15 protein-coding genes are annotated in these 18,763 nt (G+C 68.3%); 9 read left to right on the top strand and 6 right to left on the bottom strand.

The window, feature by feature from the left end; all coding sequences use genetic code 11:
• Positions 1 to 199: 199 nt before the first annotated feature.
• From NBG84_RS38735 to NBG84_RS38710, 6 genes are all read left to right on the top strand, one after another.
• Entirely contained in the window at positions 200 to 1,552 is a 1,353-nt protein-coding gene (locus NBG84_RS38735) for an aromatic ring-hydroxylating oxygenase subunit alpha (protein WP_250924421.1), read from the top strand.
• Positions 1,549 to 2,073: an aromatic-ring-hydroxylating dioxygenase subunit beta gene (locus NBG84_RS38730; RefSeq protein ID WP_250924420.1), complete on the top strand. Its 525-nt coding sequence runs from the start codon at positions 1,549 to 1,551 to the stop codon at positions 2,071 to 2,073. Before NBG84_RS38735 ends, NBG84_RS38730 begins: the two co-directional genes overlap by 4 nt.
• Positions 2,074 to 2,094: 21 nt before the next feature.
• Complete coding sequence (locus tag NBG84_RS38725; protein ID WP_250924419.1) at positions 2,095 to 3,306, top strand: Dabb family protein; 1,212 nt, start codon at positions 2,095 to 2,097, stop codon at positions 3,304 to 3,306.
• Positions 3,303 to 4,466: a hypothetical protein gene (locus NBG84_RS38720; protein WP_250924418.1), complete on the top strand. Its 1,164-nt coding sequence runs from the start codon at positions 3,303 to 3,305 to the stop codon at positions 4,464 to 4,466. The genes NBG84_RS38725 and NBG84_RS38720 overlap by 4 nt, the downstream gene beginning before the upstream one ends.
• A gap of 424 nt (positions 4,467 to 4,890) precedes the next feature.
• Positions 4,891 to 5,661, top strand: coding sequence for a CoA transferase subunit A (locus NBG84_RS38715; RefSeq protein WP_250924417.1), 771 nt, complete (start codon positions 4,891 to 4,893; stop codon positions 5,659 to 5,661).
• Entirely contained in the window at positions 5,661 to 6,317 is a 657-nt protein-coding gene (locus tag NBG84_RS38710) for a CoA transferase subunit B (protein WP_250924416.1), read from the top strand. Before NBG84_RS38715 ends, NBG84_RS38710 begins: the two co-directional genes overlap by 1 nt.
• Positions 6,318 to 6,516: 199 nt before the next feature.
• Here the strand turns inward: NBG84_RS38710 and NBG84_RS38705 are convergent, their stop codons facing one another.
• Complete coding sequence (locus tag NBG84_RS38705; protein WP_250924415.1) at positions 6,517 to 8,742, bottom strand: MMPL family transporter; 2,226 nt, start codon at positions 8,740 to 8,742, stop codon at positions 6,517 to 6,519.
• A gap of 241 nt (positions 8,743 to 8,983) precedes the next feature.
• On the opposite strand from NBG84_RS38705, the gene NBG84_RS38700 reads away from it, so the two are divergent.
• Together NBG84_RS38700 and bla are read left to right on the top strand one after the other, a co-directional pair.
• Positions 8,984 to 9,769 (top strand): TetR/AcrR family transcriptional regulator, encoded by a 786-nt coding sequence (locus NBG84_RS38700; RefSeq protein WP_250924414.1) that lies wholly within the window; start codon positions 8,984 to 8,986, stop codon positions 9,767 to 9,769.
• A 102-nt stretch (positions 9,770 to 9,871) separates the two neighbouring features.
• A complete protein-coding gene (gene bla / locus NBG84_RS38695; RefSeq protein WP_250924413.1) occupies positions 9,872 to 10,798 on the top strand; it encodes a class A beta-lactamase in 927 nt (308 codons plus the stop codon).
• A gap of 185 nt (positions 10,799 to 10,983) precedes the next feature.
• On the opposite strand, the gene NBG84_RS38690 is transcribed toward bla, so the two are convergent.
• From NBG84_RS38690 to NBG84_RS38680, 3 genes are all read right to left on the bottom strand, one after another.
• Positions 10,984 to 11,604 (bottom strand): CE1759 family FMN reductase, encoded by a 621-nt coding sequence (locus NBG84_RS38690; protein ID WP_250924412.1) that lies wholly within the window; start codon positions 11,602 to 11,604, stop codon positions 10,984 to 10,986.
• 1 nt (position 11,605) lies between these two features.
• Positions 11,606 to 12,733 carry an LLM class flavin-dependent oxidoreductase gene (locus tag NBG84_RS38685; protein WP_250924425.1) on the bottom strand — a complete coding sequence of 376 codons (1,128 nt, stop codon included), beginning with the start codon at positions 12,731 to 12,733 and terminating at the stop codon, positions 11,606 to 11,608.
• A 343-nt stretch (positions 12,734 to 13,076) separates the two neighbouring features.
• Entirely contained in the window at positions 13,077 to 13,622 is a 546-nt protein-coding gene (locus NBG84_RS38680; RefSeq protein ID WP_250924411.1) for an acyl-CoA synthetase family protein, read from the bottom strand.
• A 209-nt stretch (positions 13,623 to 13,831) separates the two neighbouring features.
• Between NBG84_RS38680 and NBG84_RS38675 the strand changes: the two genes are divergently transcribed.
• Positions 13,832 to 17,647 carry an nSTAND1 domain-containing NTPase gene (locus NBG84_RS38675; RefSeq protein WP_250924410.1) on the top strand — a complete coding sequence of 1,272 codons (3,816 nt, stop codon included), beginning with the start codon at positions 13,832 to 13,834 and terminating at the stop codon, positions 17,645 to 17,647.
• A gap of 93 nt (positions 17,648 to 17,740) precedes the next feature.
• Here the strand turns inward: NBG84_RS38675 and NBG84_RS38670 are convergent, their stop codons facing one another.
• Complete coding sequence (locus NBG84_RS38670; protein ID WP_250924409.1) at positions 17,741 to 18,187, bottom strand: HutD/Ves family protein; 447 nt, start codon at positions 18,185 to 18,187, stop codon at positions 17,741 to 17,743.
• A 161-nt stretch (positions 18,188 to 18,348) separates the two neighbouring features.
• Complete coding sequence (locus tag NBG84_RS38665) at positions 18,349 to 18,588, bottom strand: DUF6480 family protein (protein ID WP_250924408.1); 240 nt, start codon at positions 18,586 to 18,588, stop codon at positions 18,349 to 18,351.
• Positions 18,589 to 18,763: the final 175 nt, after the last annotated feature.

Below are 18,763 nucleotides of genomic sequence, written 5' to 3'. Positions count from 1 at the left end.
CCCTTCACACGGTCGCACAGAATGCGAGACGGTGTATCTCAATGCGTGACGGAATGATGACCGCGTCCACCCCGGATGTCAACCAATGGGGTGAATGCTTGACACCGCCGAGTCCACTGGGGGACGCTACTGCGACATACGAGATGGCGTCTCATTTTGCGCGCCGCTCGGGTCGGGACTTGTGAGAGGTAAACTCCCCATGGGAAGCAACCCCCGGACCGCCCCAGCACCGATGATCGTCGAGGACTGGGACCAGCTCACCTTCCGGGTCAACCGCGAGGCCTACCGCAGCGCGGAGATCTTCGCCCGGGAACGCGGCTGGGTGTGGATGCACACCTGGCTCTATCTCGGGCACGAGACCGAGATCCCCAATCCCAACGACTTCAAGGTCCGCACTCTGGGCGGTCGACCGCTGATCTTCTGCCGGGACAGTGCCGGCGAGGTGCACGCGTTCCTTAACTCCTGTCCACACCGCGGCACCGTGCTGTGCCGTGAGAAAGAGGGCTCGGCCAGGCTCTTCCAGTGCTTCTACCATGCCTGGACGTTCCGCAACAACGGTGAGGTCGCCGCGATCCCCGACGCCGGGGCGTACGAGTCGAGCGACGAGTTCCGGGCCACGATGGGGCTGCGCAGCGTGCCGCGCCTGGAGATCCACGAGGGGTTCGTCTTCATCTCCTTCGACCCCGACGTGCCGCCGCTGCTCGAACACCTCGGCGACGCCGCCGACTACATGACGATGATCGAGCAGCAGCACGTCGGTGGCATGACCACCCTGCCCGGTACACAGCTCTACGGCGTGCGGGGCAACTGGAAACTCGCCGTCGAGAACGCGATGGACGGGTACCACTTCGCACCGACACACAACACGTTCGTCGGCTATCTGCGGGAGAGCGGCTACGCCGTCACCGACGACAACCAGTACGCCTACAACCTCGGCAACGGCCATGGTCTGCTGGTCCTGACCGGGCACGGCGGACGGATCAGCATGCTCTGGGAACCGCGCTTCGGCGAGGACGAGCGAGTGCGCACCGACGCCCACCGAGCCGAGATGACCCAGCGGCTGGGGGAGAAGCGGGCGCACCATGTGGCCGACGAGAGCCACATCCTGTTCGTGTTCCCGAACCTGCTGCTGTTCGACATCGAGGGTCTGTCGATTCGGCAACTGGAGCCGGTCGCGCCCGACCAGACCGATGTGCGCGCCTGGCAGCTGGTCCCGCGCGTCGAGGACCCGGACACCCGCGCTCTGCGCATGAAGACGGTCGTCAGCTTTGTCGGCCCGGGCGGGCTCGCCACACCGGACGACATCGAGGCGTACGAGGCGGTCCAGCGTGGCATCCAGGCCACGGCGGGCACCGGTACGCCCGAGCTGGACTTCAGTGATATGTCGCGCGGCATGTCGGATGAGGTCAAGGGTGTGCAGGGCCGGTCGATCGACGAAGGCGCGATGCGGGGCTTCTGGCGGCACTGGGTCGATGCCATAGGGCTCGACGACGGCATCGATGTCAGCGGCGAGCGTCCGGCGTCCTTCCTGGCCGGGAGGGATGTGCGATGACCACGACCGGCAACCGCGGCTCCGTTCAGTGTGCGGGACGCACCGTCACCCGGCAGGAGGTGGAGGACTTCCTCTTCGCCGAGGCCGACATCCTCGATCATTGGGACTACGACGGCTGGCTGGCCCTCTTCGAGCCCGGCGCCCGCTACGAGATCCCCACGACCGACTACCGGCCCGGCTGGTCGCTGCACGAGACCGGATCGTTCGTCGACGACGACTGGAACCTGCTCCTCGCCCGGGTCAAGCGCCTCAAGTCCCGCAAGGCGCACGCCGAGAACCCGCACTCGCGCACCCATCGGCTGGTGTCCAACGTGCGGCTGTCGCAGGATACCGAGGACTCCTTCCGGGTGGCGGCCGCCTTTGTGGTGCACCGCGCCCGCGACGGGCGCTTCGACGCCTACGTCGGGTGGTACGAGCATCTGCTGGTGCCGACCGAGGACGGCCTCCGGTTCCGTTTGCGGCGCTCCGTCCTCGGCCACGAGTCGCTGGCGGCAGGCGCCCGGCTCAGCTTCATCCTCTAGCCGGCGACGGATGGTGACCCGATGATCAGACACACCCTGTCCTTCCGTTTCGCCGACGGAGTCGACCAGAGCGCGCGCGAGTCCGTGCTGGGCGAGCTGCGTACCTTCCCGGACCGGTACCCGGCCATGCGCGGCTTCGTCCTCGGCGAGAACATCAGCACCCGCGACCAGACCTTCACCCACGCGATGGCCGTCGACTTCGACAGTCAGGACGATCTGCTCGCCTATCTCGGCAGCGAGTCCCACGAGAGCTTCGTGCGCACGCGCTGGCGACCGGTCATCGCCCAGCAGGCCATCACCTCGTTCGAGTTCGCCGAGCGTGCGTCGCTCACTGCAGGAAGGACAACGCCGGTGAGCACCCGCCCGCACGGCCCGTACGGCATGGAGTACGCCCGGATCGAAGTTCCGGACATGCAGGCCACGATCGAGTTCCTTGAGTACCACGTCGGTCTGCAGCTGGAGCAGCGTACGGACGAGTACGCCTACCTGCGCGCCGACATCGAGCACCACGCGATCGAGCTGATCCACGCGCCCGAGCGCACCGACGGATGGACGACCGCGGTCGGCTACAGCGTGGCGAGCGAGGAGGTCCTGGAGCAGTTGCACAAGCACGTTCTCGACGCTGGCCTTGAGGTCCTCGAACTCCAGGAGCGGCAGCAGGCGCTGTGCGACAACGGCTTCGCGGTGAAGGACCCGAACGGTCTCATCATCGAGCTGTTCACCGAGTTCCAGGAGTACGCCGAGCCGCCGCACATCGAGATCCGGCCGCTCGACCTGGTGCACCCCTTCATCGCCACCGCGAAGTTCGAGGAGACGCTGGACTTCTACCAGAACGTCCTGAAGTTCCTGCCGTCGGACCATGTCGTGGGGTCGACCACGTTCTTCCGCTGCGAGGACCGCTACCACCACAGCCTCGCGGTGCAGAAGAACACGGAGCACTACGTCGCGCACCTGTGCTTCGCGATGAAGAGCCTCGACCATGTCATGCGGATGCGCGCCCGCGCGCTGTACAAGGGCGCCCCGATCGCCTCCGACATCGTCAACCACTCGGCGTCGACGTCGATCGCGTTCTATATGCACGATCCGCGCTTCGGCCCGCGCTACGAGCTGTGCGATGACCACCGGGTGTTCACCCCGGAGGAGCACCAGACGCACCGGCCCCGCCGGATGCCGGCCGACCCGCGCAACATCGATGTGTGGCGTCCGGCTTCCGACGACTGGGGACGGTTTTGAGACAGCAGCTGCTGGATGTCCTGCGGCTGCTCGACACGACCCCCGCCCCACGAGGCGAGGAGCGGACGGCGGCGCACCGGCTGCGCGGCTGGTGCGCGGACCGGTGGCCACATGTCGAGTGGCAGGTGCTGGAGCACGGCCCCGCGGGCGGCAGCCTGGTCGCCGCGCACGGGGCCGGGCCCCTGCTGTACTCCCACCTCGACACATCGCTGGATGACGGCAGCGCGGGCCTCGGGCTCGTCACGGGCAGCGCGGCGCCGACCGGTCCGCTCGGCGTGGCCGGCGACGTGGTGGCCGGCTTCGGTCTTGGGGTCGCCCGCGGCCCGGCGGCCGCCGCCCTGGTCGCCTTCGCCGAAGCGGGTGCCGGACGGTTGCTGCTCGCTGGCTCCGGGACCCACCGCCGCGCCGGTGGGATCACCGGCCTTGAGGCCTACGCCGACACCTACCCGCTGCCGCGGTCGGCGGTCGTGGCCAAGTGCGGCCCGCCCATGCTGGTGTGGCACGAGCCCGGCTCGCTCTATCTGACCGTCCGGGTGACCGGCCGCCCCGGGCTCGCGATGTTGGCCGACGCGGCCACACCTCCCGGGGGAGTTGTCGCCTCGGCCGGTGTCGTCCTGGACGAGCTGGCCCGCTGGCGCACGGACTACCTGGCCGCCGACCCGCGGGTCGGGCAGACCGGTCGGGCCTGCGGCATCGGCGCGATCAGCGGCGGCTGGCCGGACAAGCCGGACCTGCTGCCGGCCCAGCTGCAGATCGTTCTGTACGTCGTCACCGGGGACCTGGTGGAGCCGAAGGCGCTGGCGGACGAACTGGCTGACCGGCTGCGGGCGCGGTGCGCGGATTCGGCGCTGCGCAGCTGCACGGTCGACGTGGAGGCCGAACCGGTGGCGGCAGCCGCGGCCACGGCGGCCGACGCCCCGGTGGTGACGGCCGCCCGGGCGGCCTGGCTCGACGAGTTCGGCACGCAGCCGCCACCGGTCACCGGCTGGACGGGATCGACCGACGGCGTTGTGTTGCGGGCCTTCGGCGTCGACACCGTGCGGCTGGGGCCACAGGCGAAGCCGGCCGTCGACGATCCGCGGTGCGATGAACTGTCGTTGGCGCAGCTGACGGCCTACGCACGCGTCTATCGCCGGCTGTTGACAGAGCTGCCTGCCTAGCTCGCAGATCCCGGTGGGGGCGGCGGTGGCCGATGAACCGTCTGGGCAGCTCGTCGACGGTGTGGCCATCCGCCACCCCGGAAGAGGGGCGGGAGGTGGCCCACGGAGACGCATGCGTACGGCGGGGTGCTTCTCGGCCTTGCGTGGCACGTCCCGCCGGCCCCCTCGTACCGGACCTGTCCGGGTGCGGATGACGCCGGGTGTGACGGTCCGATTCAGGTGCTGCGGGCCGAGACACCCGGCGGAACCTGTGGGCGGAGGGAACCCGCGGAAACGACTACCGGCTCACAACATCGCAACTTCACGACACCGACACGGTCCGTGTGCCGTGGAGCAGACCGAACGATCAACCGTGAACGCGAGTTCACCAGCGAACAACATCAGCGAAGGGCGCAGGGCGCCCTGAACGGAAGTGGGCGGGCGGATGGACAAGGTGATCGCCTCGGCAGCCGAGGCGGTGTCGGACGTCCCTGACGGGGCGTCCCTCGCGGTCGGCGGCTTCGGGCTCAGCGGAATTCCGGGGGCCCTGATCCAGGCCCTGTACGAAGCGCGGGTCACGGGACTCGATGTGGTGTCGAACAACTGCGGAGCGTTGGATTCCGGCCTTGCCGTACTGCTCTCCGCAGGCCGGATATCCCGGGTCACCGGCAGCTACATCGGCGGCAACAAGGAGTTCGCCCGCCAGTACCTGGGCGGTGAGATCGAGTTGGAGTTGATCCCGCAGGGGACGCTGGCCGAGCGGTTGCGCGCCGGCGGCTGCGGAATACCCGCCTTCTACACCCCCGCCGGGGTCGGCACCCAGGTCGCCGACGGCGGACTGCCCTGGCGCTATGACGGCCAGGGCGGTGTCGCCGTCGCCTCACCTGCCAAGGAGGTACGCGAGTTCGACGGCGTCGAGTTCATCCTGGAACGCGGGATCACCACCGACTTCGCCCTGGTGCGCGCGGCGAAGGGCGACCGGCACGGCAACCTGGTGTTCAACAAGTCCGCCCGCAACTTCAACCCGCTGGCGGCCATGGCGGGCCGTGTCACGATCGCCGAGGTGGAGGAGTTGGTCGAACCGGGCGAGATCGACCCCGACCAGGTCCACCTGCCGGGCATCTTCGTCCAGCGCGTGGTGGCGCTCAGCCCCGAGCAGACCGCCGACAAGAAGATCGAGAACGTCACGGTGACGCCGAGGGAGGTGCGGGCCTGATGGTCTGGACACGGGATGAGATGGCCGCCCGCGCGGCCCGCGAACTGCGCGACGGCGAGTACGTCAACCTCGGCATCGGGCTGCCGACGCTGATCCCCAACCATCTGCCCGAGGGCGTCCACGTCGTGCTGGAGTCGGAGAACGGCATCCTCGGCGTCGGCCGTTTCCCCTACGAGGACGAGGTCGACCCGGACCTGATCAACGCGGGCAAGGAGACCGTGACCGTCCTGCCCGGCGCGGCGTTCTTCGACTCCGCCCTGTCGTTCGGCATGATCCGCGGCGGTCATATCGACGCAGCCGTGCTCGGCGCGATGCAGGTCTCCCAGCGGGGCGATCTCGCCAACTGGGCGATCCCGGGCAAGATGGTGACCGGTATCGGCGGAGCCATGGACCTTGTGCACGGTGCCCGCCGGGTGATCGTCACCATGACCCACACCGCCAAGGACGGCACCCCGAAGATCGTGGCGGAGTGCGACCTACCGCTCACCGGGAAGGGCTGCGTGGACCGGATCATCACCGACCTCGGCGTCCTCGACGTCACCGATGACGGCTTGGTCCTCGTCGAGACCGCACCCGGCGTCACCGTCCAGGAGATCACCGAGAGGACGGCCGCGGAGGTACTCGTCCCCGAGGGCCTGACGCTCCGAGAGGCGTAGCGACGCCGCCCCCGCCCCGGTCGGCGGATCGGCGAGTCGGCGGAGCCCAGCACACCTCGCAGGCCGTGTCCTGCTGGGGCAGTCGGCAAATCGTGCCGCCACCAGAACTCCGGCGGCACGGTCGGGCCGATCTCGTTGTGCGACGGTGCCCGCCTCCGGTGTGGCGGCGGGCACTCGCTGGAGCTGATGTCCGGTCTGATCAGACCCTTGTCGGGTGCTTCGCGTGCGGCGGCTCGGCTGCTGGCTCGGGCGTGGGGCCGGCTTCGCTGAGACCGATCCGGTCGTGCAGCTTCCGCAGGAACCGGGGCGCGTACCAGGCCGATCGGCCGAGGAGGCGCATCGCGGCGGGTACGAGGATGCCGCGGATGGCGATGGCGTCGATGAGGATGGCGAGGCCGCTGCCCAGGCCGAGCAACTGCATAAAGCTGAGCTTGGCCGTCCCGAAGGCGAAGAAGCTGACCGCGAGAAGGCAGGCTGCCGCGGTGACGATGCGGCCCGTGCGGCCGAGACCGTTGGCCACGGCGGACTCGTTGTCCTCGCCCAGGTCGTGGAGTTCCTTGATCCGGCTGGTGACGAACACCTCGTAGTCCATCGACAGGCCGAAGGCGATGCAGAACATCAGGATGGTCATGGACACCTCCATCGGCTGCGCGGTGAAGCCGAACAGGGACGAGAGGTTGCCGTCCTGGAACATCCAGGTCATGACGCCGAGGGTTGCTCCCAGGCCGATCAGGTTGAGGAGCAGCGCCCGCAGCGGCTGCACAACGCTGCCGGTGAACAGGAAGAGCAGCAGGAAAGTGGTGACGACGACCAGGGCCATGGCGATCGGGAGCCGGTCGCCGATGGAGTTCTTGGCGTCGACCAGTTCGGCGTCGACTCCGCCGACCAGCGGGCGTGTTCCCTCGGGCGGGGTGAGTGTCCGCACCTTCTCGACCAGGCTCTGGGCGTCGTCCGACTTCGGGGACAGATCGCTCACCACATGGAGCTGCTGGGCATCGGGGCGGCCCAGCGCGGTGTTGCCAGGGCCGGTCGCCGCGGACCGTCCGTCGGCGTAGGTTCCCGCGCTGGTCTCGACCCGGACCACGTCCTTGAGGCCGGACAGTTCGGCCGCGTATGACTCCAGCGGGGCCTTGCCCACGGGTTGGTCGATGACGACGAGGAGGGCCGCGTCGTCATTGCCGTTGAACTTCTCCCGCAGCACGGAGGAGACCTGGCGGCTCTCGGCGTCCTCGGGGAGCACCCGTTCGTCCGGCGTGCCGAAGGTGATGCCCAGCAGCGGGCTCGCCGCCAGCAGCAGTACCGCCAGCACGGGCAGCGCGGTGACCGCGGGCCGTCGCATGACGGTACGCGCCAGCCGCCCCCACAGAGGCGCCCGGCTGGAGGAGTGCGCGTCCTTTGTCCACGGCAGCCGCCCGCTGTTGACCCGGTGCCCCAGGACGACGAAGAGGGCGGGCATGACGAACAGGGTGCTGAGGGCCGCGATGGCGACGACACCGACCCCGGCATAGCCGAACGAGCGGAGGAAGTACTGCGGGAACACCATGAGCGCCCCGAGCGCGGCCGCCACCGTCGCGGCGGAGAACGCGACCGTACGGCCCGCGGTGCTCACCGTCCGCCGGACGGCGTCGTCCACGCTCGCCCCAGTGGCGAGCTGTTCCCGGAACCGGCTGACCATCAGCAGGGCGTAGTCGATACCGAGACCGAGGCCCAGTGCCGTGGTCAGGTTGATCGCGAAGACGGATACATCGGTGACACTGCCGAGGACGAAGAGCCCCCCGAACGTGCCCACGATGGCGATGACCCCGATCACCAGCGGCAGCAGTGCCGCGACCAAGGTGCCGAAGACCAGCAGCAGCAGCACGAGGGTCAGCGGTATGGCGATGGACTCGGCCAGGATGAGATCCTCGCCCGACTGCTTCCCCATCTCGCTGCTCACGGCGGCGGCACCGCCCGCCTGGACGCTGAGTACGTCCTCGTACGGTCCGGTGTAGGCGTCGATGACTCTCTTGGCGTTCTCATCGAGCTCGGTGCCTTCGCCCCTCACATGGATGAGCACCATGGCTTCGCGGCCGTTCTCGGAGCGGAGGGCGGGGCTGTCCGTGTCCCAGTATGAGATGACGTTCTGAAGGGTCTGCTCCTTCTTGAGGTCAGCCACCAGGGCCCGGCCGCTTTGCTCGGCAGCCGGGGTGTCGACGCGGCCCTGGGAGGCGCGGACCAGCAAGACCAGGTTCGTCTCTCCGCCGAACTTCTCGTCAATGACCTCCCCTGCTCGGGACGATTGGGAGGCTGGATCGTCGTAGCCGTCTCCCAGCAACTTGCCGAACGCGCCGGCGCCCAAGGCGCCCATGAGGGCCATAGCCACGACGGCGACGATGAGTATCAGCCGGGACCGGCGAATCGCCAGTTCGGCTATGCGTTCAAACACGCACGAGCTCCTTTGGTGTCCTAAGGGTGAAAACGACATGAAGCGGCCGGAGTTGACCCGAGGGATGCCGACGCGATGCCCCGCGGAGTCTCTTCGCCCCGTCTGAAGCAAGTGCGGTGTCGCACTCTTCGTCGCTGCGAGCGACGTTAGTGAGCCGACAGGAAATTTGGCAGTGTTAGATTTTCCTCACAGCACACATAATCTTTGCCCCCGCCAGGGTGGCCGTCGTACGGTCGCCAACATGCCTGCCGAGGAAAACGCACCGGCCCCGCCCACCCTGCGTCAGCGGCGCCGGGCCGCCGCCATCCAGGAGATCCTGGACGCCGCCGAGCGCCACATCACCGACAACGGGCCCGCGGCCCTGTCCCTGCGAGCGATCGCCCGAAGCCTGGGCATGACCGTGCAGGCGCTCTACTACTACTTTCCGAGCCGGGAAACCCTTCTCACGGTGCTCGTCGCCAAGGGATACGACGACTTGGCCGCCGCGGTGCAGAACGCCGTCGACACCGCGGCCGAGGACTCGGCGCTGCCGCGCCTGGTGGTCGCGGCCGAGGGCTACCGCCGATGGGCCATCGCCAACCCCGAGCGCTTCAAGCTCCTCTACGGAACGCCGCTGCGGGACTACGCCGCACCCGCCGGCGGCCCGACCACCGAGGCGGTGCGCCGGCTGAGCGGGGTCTTCCAGCGCGAGCTGTTCGACGGCTTCACCGCGGCGCAACTCGCCGCGGTCGACACCCTTGTGCTTTCGCCCGGACTCCGGGCCCACCTGGAACAGCTGCCACAGAGCGGTCTGGGAGATCTACCGCCTCCCGCGACCTCCCTCCTTCTGAGCGCATGGGGAAATCTGCACGGCCTCGTCGTCCTGGAGGTGTTCGGGCACACCTCGTTCCTCGGTGACCACCAGGACGAGATCTTCCGCACCGCGATGCTCAACATGCTCGGCGACATCCACCGCCGGATCCCCGTACAGGTGACGAAGCCCCGGGCGGCCGACCGGATGAAACCTCGGCTTCCGCCTCCACCCTGACGACCAGGGCCTGGACCCGGAAGTCCGCGCGTCCATCGACGAGATCGTTCTGCTCGCCGAACCCCTCCCCGCTGGAGGGGCGCCAACCTGGAGGTTCGAACAATGCAGTACCCACGTGCACGGCGTGCCGTCCTCGGCGGATTCGCCGCACTCGCCGCCCTCCCGCTCGCGGGCTGCGGCCAGGACAGCAACCAGACCTCACCGGCTCCGTCTGCCACGACGTCCCAACCGGCCCCGGTCGCGAAGCCGTTCGCCGGCGGATTCAAGGAGCTGGAGCACAAGTACGGTGCACGGCTGGGCGTCTACGCGGTCAACACCGGTACCGGGCGGGAGGTGGCCTACAACGACGACCAGCGGTTCGCCTACGCCTCCACCTTCAAGGCGCTCGCCGCCGCTGCCGTGCTGCGCGAGTACTCCCTGAGCGGCATGGACAAGGTGATCGAGTACTCCAAAGCCGACCTGGTCGACCACTCTCCCGTAACCGAGAAGCACGTCGAGACGGGGATGACTCTGCGCGAGCTGTGTGATGCCGCCGTCCGCTACAGCGACAACACCGCTGCCAACCTGCTGTTCGACGCGCTCGGTGGGCCGAAGGGCCTGGCCGCCGCGCTCCAAGAGGTGGGCGACACCGTCACCCGGGTGGAGCGCCGCGAGCCGGAACTGAACCAATGGGCCCCCGGCGCCACCCGGGACACCTCCACGCCACGCGCCCTGGCCGGCGATCTGCGGGCGTTTGTGCTCGCGGATGCCCTGGGCAAGGCCGAACGCGTACAGCTCACGAAGTGGCTGCGAACCAACACCACCGGAGATGAACTCATCAGGGCCGGCATCCCCCAAGGCTGGGTGGTTGGGGACAAGACCGGAGGCGGCGGTGCCTACGGTGTCCGCAACGACATCGCCGTGGTGTGGCCTCCCGCCGCCGCGCCCATCGTCATGGCGATCATGTCGAACCGCGGTACCGAAGATGCCGGCTATGACAACAAACTGATCGCGGAAGCGGCGTCCGTCGTCGCCAAGACGTTGTCATAGCGGCAGACAACACGATCCGGGGTTGGTCGGCACGACCACGGTCGCCGTCCCCCTCCATGGTCGGCAACGCGGCGGTGCGCACGCGATCTCCTACGGCGTCGCCCTCCGCGGCCTCGGCTGCGGATCGGAGTCGATGCGCAAGCCGATCCTGGGCGCGACATCAGGGGGAAGCGGCCCGCGGGTGTTCACGGAGGACCGCGTTGGAGGAGTTGCTCCATGGCGTCGAGGTCACCGGTGAGGGGGTCGCGCTGACCGCGGGGGCCGCAGCCCCGGACCAGACGGACGTAGTCGGCCGCCGCGCGACTGACGCGATCGCCCAGGGCCGCGCCGCTGTCGCTGGAGCCGAAGTCGTCGGTGGCGGCGTAGACGCCTCGGGGCGACACGATGGCGTGGAGGTAGGAGAACAACGGCCGCAGTGCGTGTTCGAGTACGAGGGAGTGCCGTTCCGTGCCGCCGGTCGCGCCGATGAGTACGGGCATGTCGGAGAGGGTGTCTTCCGGCAGTACGTCGAAGAACGACTTGAACAGTCCGTTGAAGGACGCGTTGAATGCTGGGGTGATGGCGATGACGCCGTCGGCTGAGGCGACCGTGCCGAAGGCATCCTCCAGGGGCGCGGTGGGGAAACCGCTCAGCATCGCGTCGATGATCGCACGTCCCAGTGGGCGCAGTTCGACGAACGAGGAGTCGACGGTCGCGCCGACGGCGGTGAGTTCGGTGCGTACCGACGCTTCGAGCCGGTCGGCCAGCAGCCGTGTCGAGGAGGGCTCGCGCAGCCCGCCGGTGATGATCGCGATCGTGGTCGTCATCTCACCCGGCTCCTCTCGGTGTGCCGTCGCCCGCGGAACCCGCCGGCCCCTCTCCCGCGTCGCGTGCGCGGAGCAACGACTGGTGTGTTGGGGCGTCGGGAGCTTCGGGGGACCGGCCGATGGCGAACTCCTTGCGGAGCACCGGTACGACCTGCTCGCCCAGGAGGTCCAGTTGTTCCAGCACCGTCTTGAGCGGTAGTCCGGCGTGGTCGATGACGAAGAGTTGGCGTTGGTAGTCGCCGGTGTACTCGCGGAAGCCGAGGGTCTTGTCGATGACCTGCTGGGGTGATCCGACTGTCAGGGGTGTGAGCGAGGCGAACTCCTCCAGGGACGGTCCATGGCCGTAGACGGGTGCGTTGTCGAAGTAGGGCCGGAACTCGTTGATCGCGTCCTGGCTGTTGGGGCGGATGAAGACCTGTCCTCCCAGGCCGACGATCGCGGCCTCGGGTGTGCCGTGGCCGTAGTGCGCGAAGCGCTTTCGGTAGAGCTCGACCATGGTGCGGGTGTGGGAGGTGGGCCAGAAGATGTGGTTGGCGAAGAATCCGTCCCCGTAGTAGGCAGCCAACTCCGCTATCTCGGGGGAGCGGATGGAGCCGTGCCACACAAAGGGCGGTATGCCGTCCAGTGGGCGGGGTGCCAGGGTGAAGCTCTGCAGGGGGGTGCGCAGCTTTCCTTCCCAGTCGACCACCTCCTCACGCCACAGGCGGCGCAGCAGCCCGTAGTGCTCGACGGTCAGGGGGATCGCCTGGCGGATGTCCTGGCCGAACCACGGGTACACGGGTCCGGTGTTCCCCCTCCCCAGCATCACATCGGTCCGTCCGTCGGCGAGGTGCTGGAGCACACTGAAGTCCTCGGCGATCTTGACGGGATCGTTGGTGGTGATGAGTGTGGTCGAGGTCGACAGGATGATGCGCTCGGTCATCGCGGCGATGAAGCCGAGCAGTGTCGTGGGCGAGGACGGCACAAAGGGCGGGTTGTGGTGCTCGCCCGTGGCGAAGACGTCGAGACCGACCTCTTCTACTTTCTGGGCGATGGCCACGGTGTCCCGGATGCGTTCCGCCTCGGTCGGCACACGGCCCGTGGTCGGGTCGGGTGTCACATCACCGATGGTGAAGATGCCGAACTGCATACCAGTCATCTCACGGTCACTCTCCTTACCGAGGTGACACACCGCTCTGCCGTGCCGGGTCTCTGCTCCCAGGGGAGCCGACCGCCGCTACACCGCGCATATGATCCACTGCGCTCGGTTTCCTCGGCCGACGGTTTCGGCGACTCCGGCGGGAAGGGGAGCAACACCCGCCACACCAGCCTCATAGCTCACTTATGCATTCCCCCGCCGACCGGAGATGAACCCTCCATCCGAGACCCGATGCCGCCACACCCCCTCACACCTCACAGAAGAGCCTCGCAAGTCCCACCCTCACCCAGGCCGTCGGGAAGGAGTTCCCAACCGGGTATCCCGTGTCGACCCCTCACGCACCGCTCATGGGGACGCTGGGGTCGTCGACCGGATTCCCCTGCCCCGGACCGCGGGCCCACCAGTTGCCGGGCACCGAGGTAAGCGGCCGGGTCACCACCAGTTCCCCCACCTCGTCGGTCACCGGGAGACCGTACGCGTCCCAGGCCTCCCCCGGGACGCCGAGCAGGGGAGCGGACATCTCCCCGGCCCAGACGGGGGTGGGGGCGCCCCCGGTGAATCCGCTGACGATGTCGGTGCCTGCGCAGGTCGAGAAGACCCGCACATGCTCGCCGATGTGTTCGCGGACCCAGTAGGGCTGAGCGGGCAGCGGTTCCCCGGTCGAGCCCGGTAACCGCGATGCGGAGAGGTCAAGCTCACGACCTGGCCCAAGGCCCGCTCTGGCGGAGTCCTGCAGATATCCCGGGCTCACCCCCAGCACCGCCGCCCGGTGTTCCGCTGCCAATTCCCACAACCGCCGCGGCCCCGGGTGGCTGGGGCCGCCGTCGTCGAGCACCGGTGCGGTGCCGACCAGCAGGCCGGAGACGACCAGCTTCCCCATCATCCGGTTCGTGGCGGTGTACCAGAGGAACCGTCGCCGGGGCGGGGATCGAGGTGTAGACCCGGCAGTCGGTGATGGTCCAGCAGCACACCGCCTGGAGTCCGGGTTCTGACCTGGCCGGACAATGCCTTGGCGGGAACCCGCGGCTGGTGTCGGATGGTGCGTCGGGGCCGCGAGCGGTGCTGGCCGTGTGATTAGGAGGTGGGGCGATGGCGGGACGCCGTGAGGTGCCGGTGGACCCGGCGGCGGGGCCGGTGCAGCAGTTCGCCTACGAGTTGCGGAAGTTGCGGGAGTCCGCGGGCCGGATCACCTATCGGGAGATGGCACGGCGGGCCGGCTACTCGGTGAGCACGTTGGCTCACGCCGCGGCCGGCGAGCGCCTGCCGTCGCTTCCCGTGGTGCGGGCGTATGCAGCGGTGTGCGGGGGCGATGCGGGGGAGTGGGAGGCACGGTGGCATGAGGCCACCCGCGCGGCCGAGGACGACGCTGTAGTCAGGGTGGTATCCGACGGCGGCGAGACCGAGAATCCCTACCGGGGGCTGGCCCGTTTCGAGCCTTCGGACCGGGAACGGTTCTTTGGCCGCGACCAACTCGTCGCCGACCTCGCCCGCCTGGTGTCGGCACACCGCATGGTGATGATCACCGGCGCATCAGGCAGCGGAAAGTCGTCCCTGCTGCGCGCCGGTCTGATCCCACGCCTCCAGCAGCCACGGTCCGAGGGCACACCGCTGTCGTGTGCGGGGATACGGATCCTCACCCCAGGCCCCCGACCCGCTGCCACCCACGTCCATGCCCTCACGGCCCGAGAGAGGGACATCGGGGGAACGACCCCGCCCGATGGGACCGGAGCGGGTGACACGATGGCCATCGTCGACCAGTTCGAGGAGGTCTTCACCCTCTGCCAGGACCCCGCCGAACGCGCCCGGTTCCTTGACCTGATCCTGGCCGCACGACAACCGGCGAGTCGCCTACGGATGATCGTCGCCGTGCGGGCCGACTTCTACACCCACTGCACCGAGTACCCGGGCCTCGTCGACGTACTGCGCGAGGCTCATCTGCCCGTCGGACCGATGAGCCCGGTCGAGCTTCGCCAGGCCATCACCGGCCCGGCACGGACAGCCGGACTCGTCGTCGAACGGGAGCTGACCGCCCGCCTGATCGAGGACACCACCGGCGAACCGGGCGCTCTGCCGCTGATGTCCCACGCCCTGCTGGAAACCTGGCGCCGCCGCCGGGGCAACACCCTGACACTGGCCGCCTACCGAGCGATCGGCGGTGTCCAGGGTGCCATCGCCGACACCGCCGAACACACCTACCACCAGCTCACCCCCGCCCAACGCACCGAAGCCCGCCGCGTCCTGCTCCGCCTCGTCACCCCCGGCGACGGTACCCCCGACACCCGCCGCCCCGTCGACCGACAGGAACTCAGTTCCACCCTGGAACAGCCACCTGCACACAGCGGCACGGGCGGCGACCCGGACGACACCACACGGGTAGTGGAGCGACTGACACGAGCCAGACTGCTCGTCCTGGACGGTGGCACCGTCGACCTGGGACATGAGGCACTGATCACCGCCTGGCCCCGACTGACCACCTGGATCCACGAGGACCGCCACCGCCTGCGCCTACACCGCGCCCTCACCCACGCGGCCGACAACTGGCACGACCTCGGGCACGACGCCGGAGCCCTCTACCGCGGCATACGCCTGGCCGAAACCCACGAGGCATTTCGCACCCACGCCAGACCCGGCGAACTCACACCCCTCGAAGACGAGTTCCTCACCACCAGCCACCACCGCCAGCAATCCGCCGCCCGCCGTGCTCGGCATGCCAACATCGTCCTGGCCTGTCTGCTCGCCCTTGCGCTCCTCGCGGCCGGGGTAGCCTTCTGGCAGCGCCAGACCGCCCTCACCTCTCAGAAGACGGCTGTCTCCGCCCAGCAGATGGCCCTGTCCCGGCAACTGGCCGCCCAGTCAACAGCTCTCCTGGAGACGGACCCTGACCTCGCTTCGCTGCTCGCTGTCCAGGCACACCGGACCAGCCCTACCGCCGAAGCCACCGCCGGTCTGCACAAGGCCGCAGCCCTCCCACTCCAGCACCTCTTCACCGGTCACACCGACGCTGTTGCTTCGGTGGTGTTCAGTCCCGATGGTCGTTCGCTTGCCACGGCGGGTGGCGATGGGTCGGTGTTGTTGTGGGATGTGGTGTCGAGGAGGGTTCGGCACACTCTTACCGGTCATGCGGGCGGTGTTGCTTCGGTGGTGTTCAGTCCCGATGGCCGTACGCTGGCCACGGCGGGTGGCGATGGGTCGGTGTTGCTGTGGGATGTGGCGTCCCGAAGAGTTCGGCACACCTTCAGCGGCCATGCGGGCGGTGTTGCTTCGGTGGCGTTCAGCCCCGACGGCCGTACCCTCGCCGTAGGGCCGGAGTACGAGGAGGTGGTGCTGTGGGATGTCGCCACCGGAAAAGCCCGACACACTCTCCCCGGCCATACGACGTACACAACTGGTGCCGCCTCGATGGCGTTCAGTCCTGACGGACGCACCCTCGCCGTCGGGTCAGAGGATGAGAGGGAAGGGAAGGTGTTGCTGTGGGATGTGGCGTCGAGGAAAATTCGGCACACTCTCACCGGCCACACGGGCGGTGTGCACTCGGTGGCGTTCAGCCCGGACAGTCGTACGCTCGCGACCGCCAGTCTCGACACGAGCATACGGCTGTGGGATATGACGACCGGCAGGGCCCCGCGTACTCTCACCGGCCATGCGGGCGGTGTTGCCTCGGTGGTGTTCAGTCCTGATGGTCGTTCGCTTGCCACGGCGGGTAGCGATGGGTCGGTGCTGCTGTGGGATGTGGCGTCCCGAAGAGTTCGGCACACCCTCACCGGTCACACCGACGACGTTGCTTCGGTGGTGTTCAGTCCCGACGGCCGTACGCTGGCCACGGCGAGCAGCGACAGATCCGTGCGCCTGTGGAGCATGACCGACGCTCAAGCCCCGCGTACTCTCACCGGTCATACCGGCGGTGTTGCTTCGGTGGTGTTCAGTCCTGATGGCCGTTCGCTGGCCACGGCGGGCAGTGATGGGTCGGTGTTGCTGTGGGATGTGGCGTCCCGAAGAGTTCGGCACAGCCTCACCGGTTTCACAGGTGGCGCCTTCTCGGTGGCGTTCAGCCCGGACGGTCGTACCCTCGCCGTCGGGACAGCGGATAGACCGGTGATGCTGTGGGACGTCGCCACCGGCAAGGGACGGCATGCTCTCAGCGGCCATCCGGGCGGTGTTGCTTCGGTGGTGTTCAGTCCCGATGGTCGTACGCTGGCCACGGCGGGCAGTGATGGGTCCGTGCTGTTGTGGGATGTGGCGTCCCGAAGAGTTCGGCACACCCTCACCGGCTACACGGGCGGTGTGTTCTCGGTGGCCTTCAGCCCCGACGGTCGTACCCTCGCGACCGCCAGTTTCGACACAACCGTACGGCTGTGGGATGTGGCGTCGAGGAGGGTTCGGCACACTCTCACCGGCCATACGGGCGATGTCGCTTCGGTGGCGTTCAGTCCTGACGGCCAGACCCTCGCGGTGGGGGCACTCGGTGAGGACTGGGCGGTGCGGCTATGGGATGTGGCCACTGGCCAGACCCGCGGCAACGCCTTCCTCGGCCACACCGGCAGCGGCTTCGCGGTGGCTTTCAGCCCTGACGGGCAGACCCTCGCCACCGGTGCGGCCACCGTCAACAACGGTGACGACGGGCCGGTGCGGCTGTGGGATGTGGCCACTGGCCAGACCCGCGGCAACACCTTCGCAGGCTACCCCGGTGGTGTCGCTTCGGTGGCGTTCAGCCCCGACGGTCGTACGCTCGCCACCGCCAGCGACGACAGCGCCGTACGGCTGTGGGATCTATTCCTTCCTGGCCCGGACGAAGCGATACACAAGATCTGCCGGGCCCTCCACCGCGACTTCACCCGGACCGAACGGTCGTTGTACCTACCGGATCGCCAGCGCGGCCCCGTCTGCCCAGGGAGAGCGGACAGCTGACCGCAGCGCTGGGTTGAGAATTCACCGATGATCCAGCCTGGAGATCAGTGGCTTGAACTCTGACGAGAATGCGATACCGCTCTGTTGGGCCGTTCAGACCTCGGCTGTCTCAGAGGTGGTCACCACAACGTCAGCTGCTTGCTCGCCCAGGTCGACCGTCTCGACGGTGTTGCTTGTGGCCGTCTCGCGCGCGGAGCGGAGGATCACGTCGGCGGAACAGGCGTCGCGTCGAGTCATCACATTGAGGGCCTGAGTCGGCTGGAGCAGCGAGACCGACACCGCGGCCTCGCCCGGAAACCGAATCTGCTCGCCGGGGTCAAGGTCAACAGGGTTGCCGTCGATTGTCAGCCGGACCCGACCGAGGGCGGTGAAGAGACGGTCAACGCCGGGGAACGTCGAGAACGGCGCGTCGCGGGCGAGATCAGCGAGACTGATCCGCCAGAGGATCCGGCCCGTGGAATCCGACGCGCTGGCAAGCTCCCGGGTGGTGCCGGCACCGTTGGCCCAAAGGACTGGCGCCACGTGGGTCGGGTCAAGCATCAGTGCGTCCCCCCCTGCTTCTCTGTACGGATGACGGCCGTCGCGAGGTGTGCCCTCAGCAAACCCGTTCCCGTCGGCACTCGAAGGAGGTTACGTCCGGTTCGGCGTCGCCCATGCCAACGCGACGCCTGTCATGGGCGGCGGTGATCGGCGGATGGGCGTCATAGATCGAGTAGCACAGCGTAGGCAAGGAAGAACCCCGCGCAGAGCACCACCACAACGCTGATCACGATGAGTGGTCCCTTGCCCCACCCTCTGCTCAGATCACCACGGGGCCCTGTTTCCGATCCGGTGCTCGATTCCCCTGCGGGCGTTTCACCAGGTGGCACGCCGACACCTTGGTCGAGTCCGGGCAGGCTGGTCGAGCCCAGATGAGTTGTTTTAGGTCTATTTTCGTCCATATTGATAGCGTGCCCGGCTCCGGCCGCTCGAACCAGGCTCGGCCCCGCACTTTCTGATCCGGCTGGTGGACTCGCGCTGCGGCAGTTCGTGTGGAGCGCGCGGAAACCGGCGACGAGACCGACTTCGTTCTCACCGCCGGGAATCACCTGGCCATCGGCCGTCTGATGCCACCGT

Source organism: Streptomyces albipurpureus (assembly GCF_023701525.1).
Lineage (GTDB): Bacteria > Actinomycetota > Actinomycetes > Streptomycetales > Streptomycetaceae > Streptomyces > Streptomyces albipurpureus.
This window is presented reverse-complemented; position numbering and strand designations above follow the sequence as displayed.

Coding starts and splice junctions, on each gene's coding strand:
- NBG84_RS38735 (WP_250924421.1), top strand. CDS start 200: ATGGGAAGCAACCCCCGGACCGCCCCAGCACCGATGATCGTCGAGGAC.
- NBG84_RS38730 (WP_250924420.1), top strand. CDS start 1,549: ATGACCACGACCGGCAACCGCGGCTCCGTTCAGTGTGCGGGACGCACC.
- NBG84_RS38725 (WP_250924419.1), top strand. CDS start 2,095: ATGATCAGACACACCCTGTCCTTCCGTTTCGCCGACGGAGTCGACCAG.
- NBG84_RS38715 (WP_250924417.1), top strand. CDS start 4,891: ATGGACAAGGTGATCGCCTCGGCAGCCGAGGCGGTGTCGGACGTCCCT.
- NBG84_RS38710 (WP_250924416.1), top strand. CDS start 5,661: ATGGTCTGGACACGGGATGAGATGGCCGCCCGCGCGGCCCGCGAACTG.
- NBG84_RS38700 (WP_250924414.1), top strand. CDS start 8,984: ATGCCTGCCGAGGAAAACGCACCGGCCCCGCCCACCCTGCGTCAGCGG.
- bla (WP_250924413.1), top strand. CDS start 9,872: ATGCAGTACCCACGTGCACGGCGTGCCGTCCTCGGCGGATTCGCCGCA.
- NBG84_RS38690 (WP_250924412.1), bottom strand. CDS start 11,604: ATGACGACCACGATCGCGATCATCACCGGCGGGCTGCGCGAGCCCTCC.
- NBG84_RS38685 (WP_250924425.1), bottom strand. CDS start 12,733: ATGCAGTTCGGCATCTTCACCATCGGTGATGTGACACCCGACCCGACC.
- NBG84_RS38680 (WP_250924411.1), bottom strand. CDS start 13,622: ATGGGGAAGCTGGTCGTCTCCGGCCTGCTGGTCGGCACCGCACCGGTG.
- NBG84_RS38675 (WP_250924410.1), top strand. CDS start 13,832: ATGGCGGGACGCCGTGAGGTGCCGGTGGACCCGGCGGCGGGGCCGGTG.
- NBG84_RS38670 (WP_250924409.1), bottom strand. CDS start 18,187: ATGCTTGACCCGACCCACGTGGCGCCAGTCCTTTGGGCCAACGGTGCC.
- NBG84_RS38665 (WP_250924408.1), bottom strand. CDS start 18,588: ATGGACGAAAATAGACCTAAAACAACTCATCTGGGCTCGACCAGCCTG.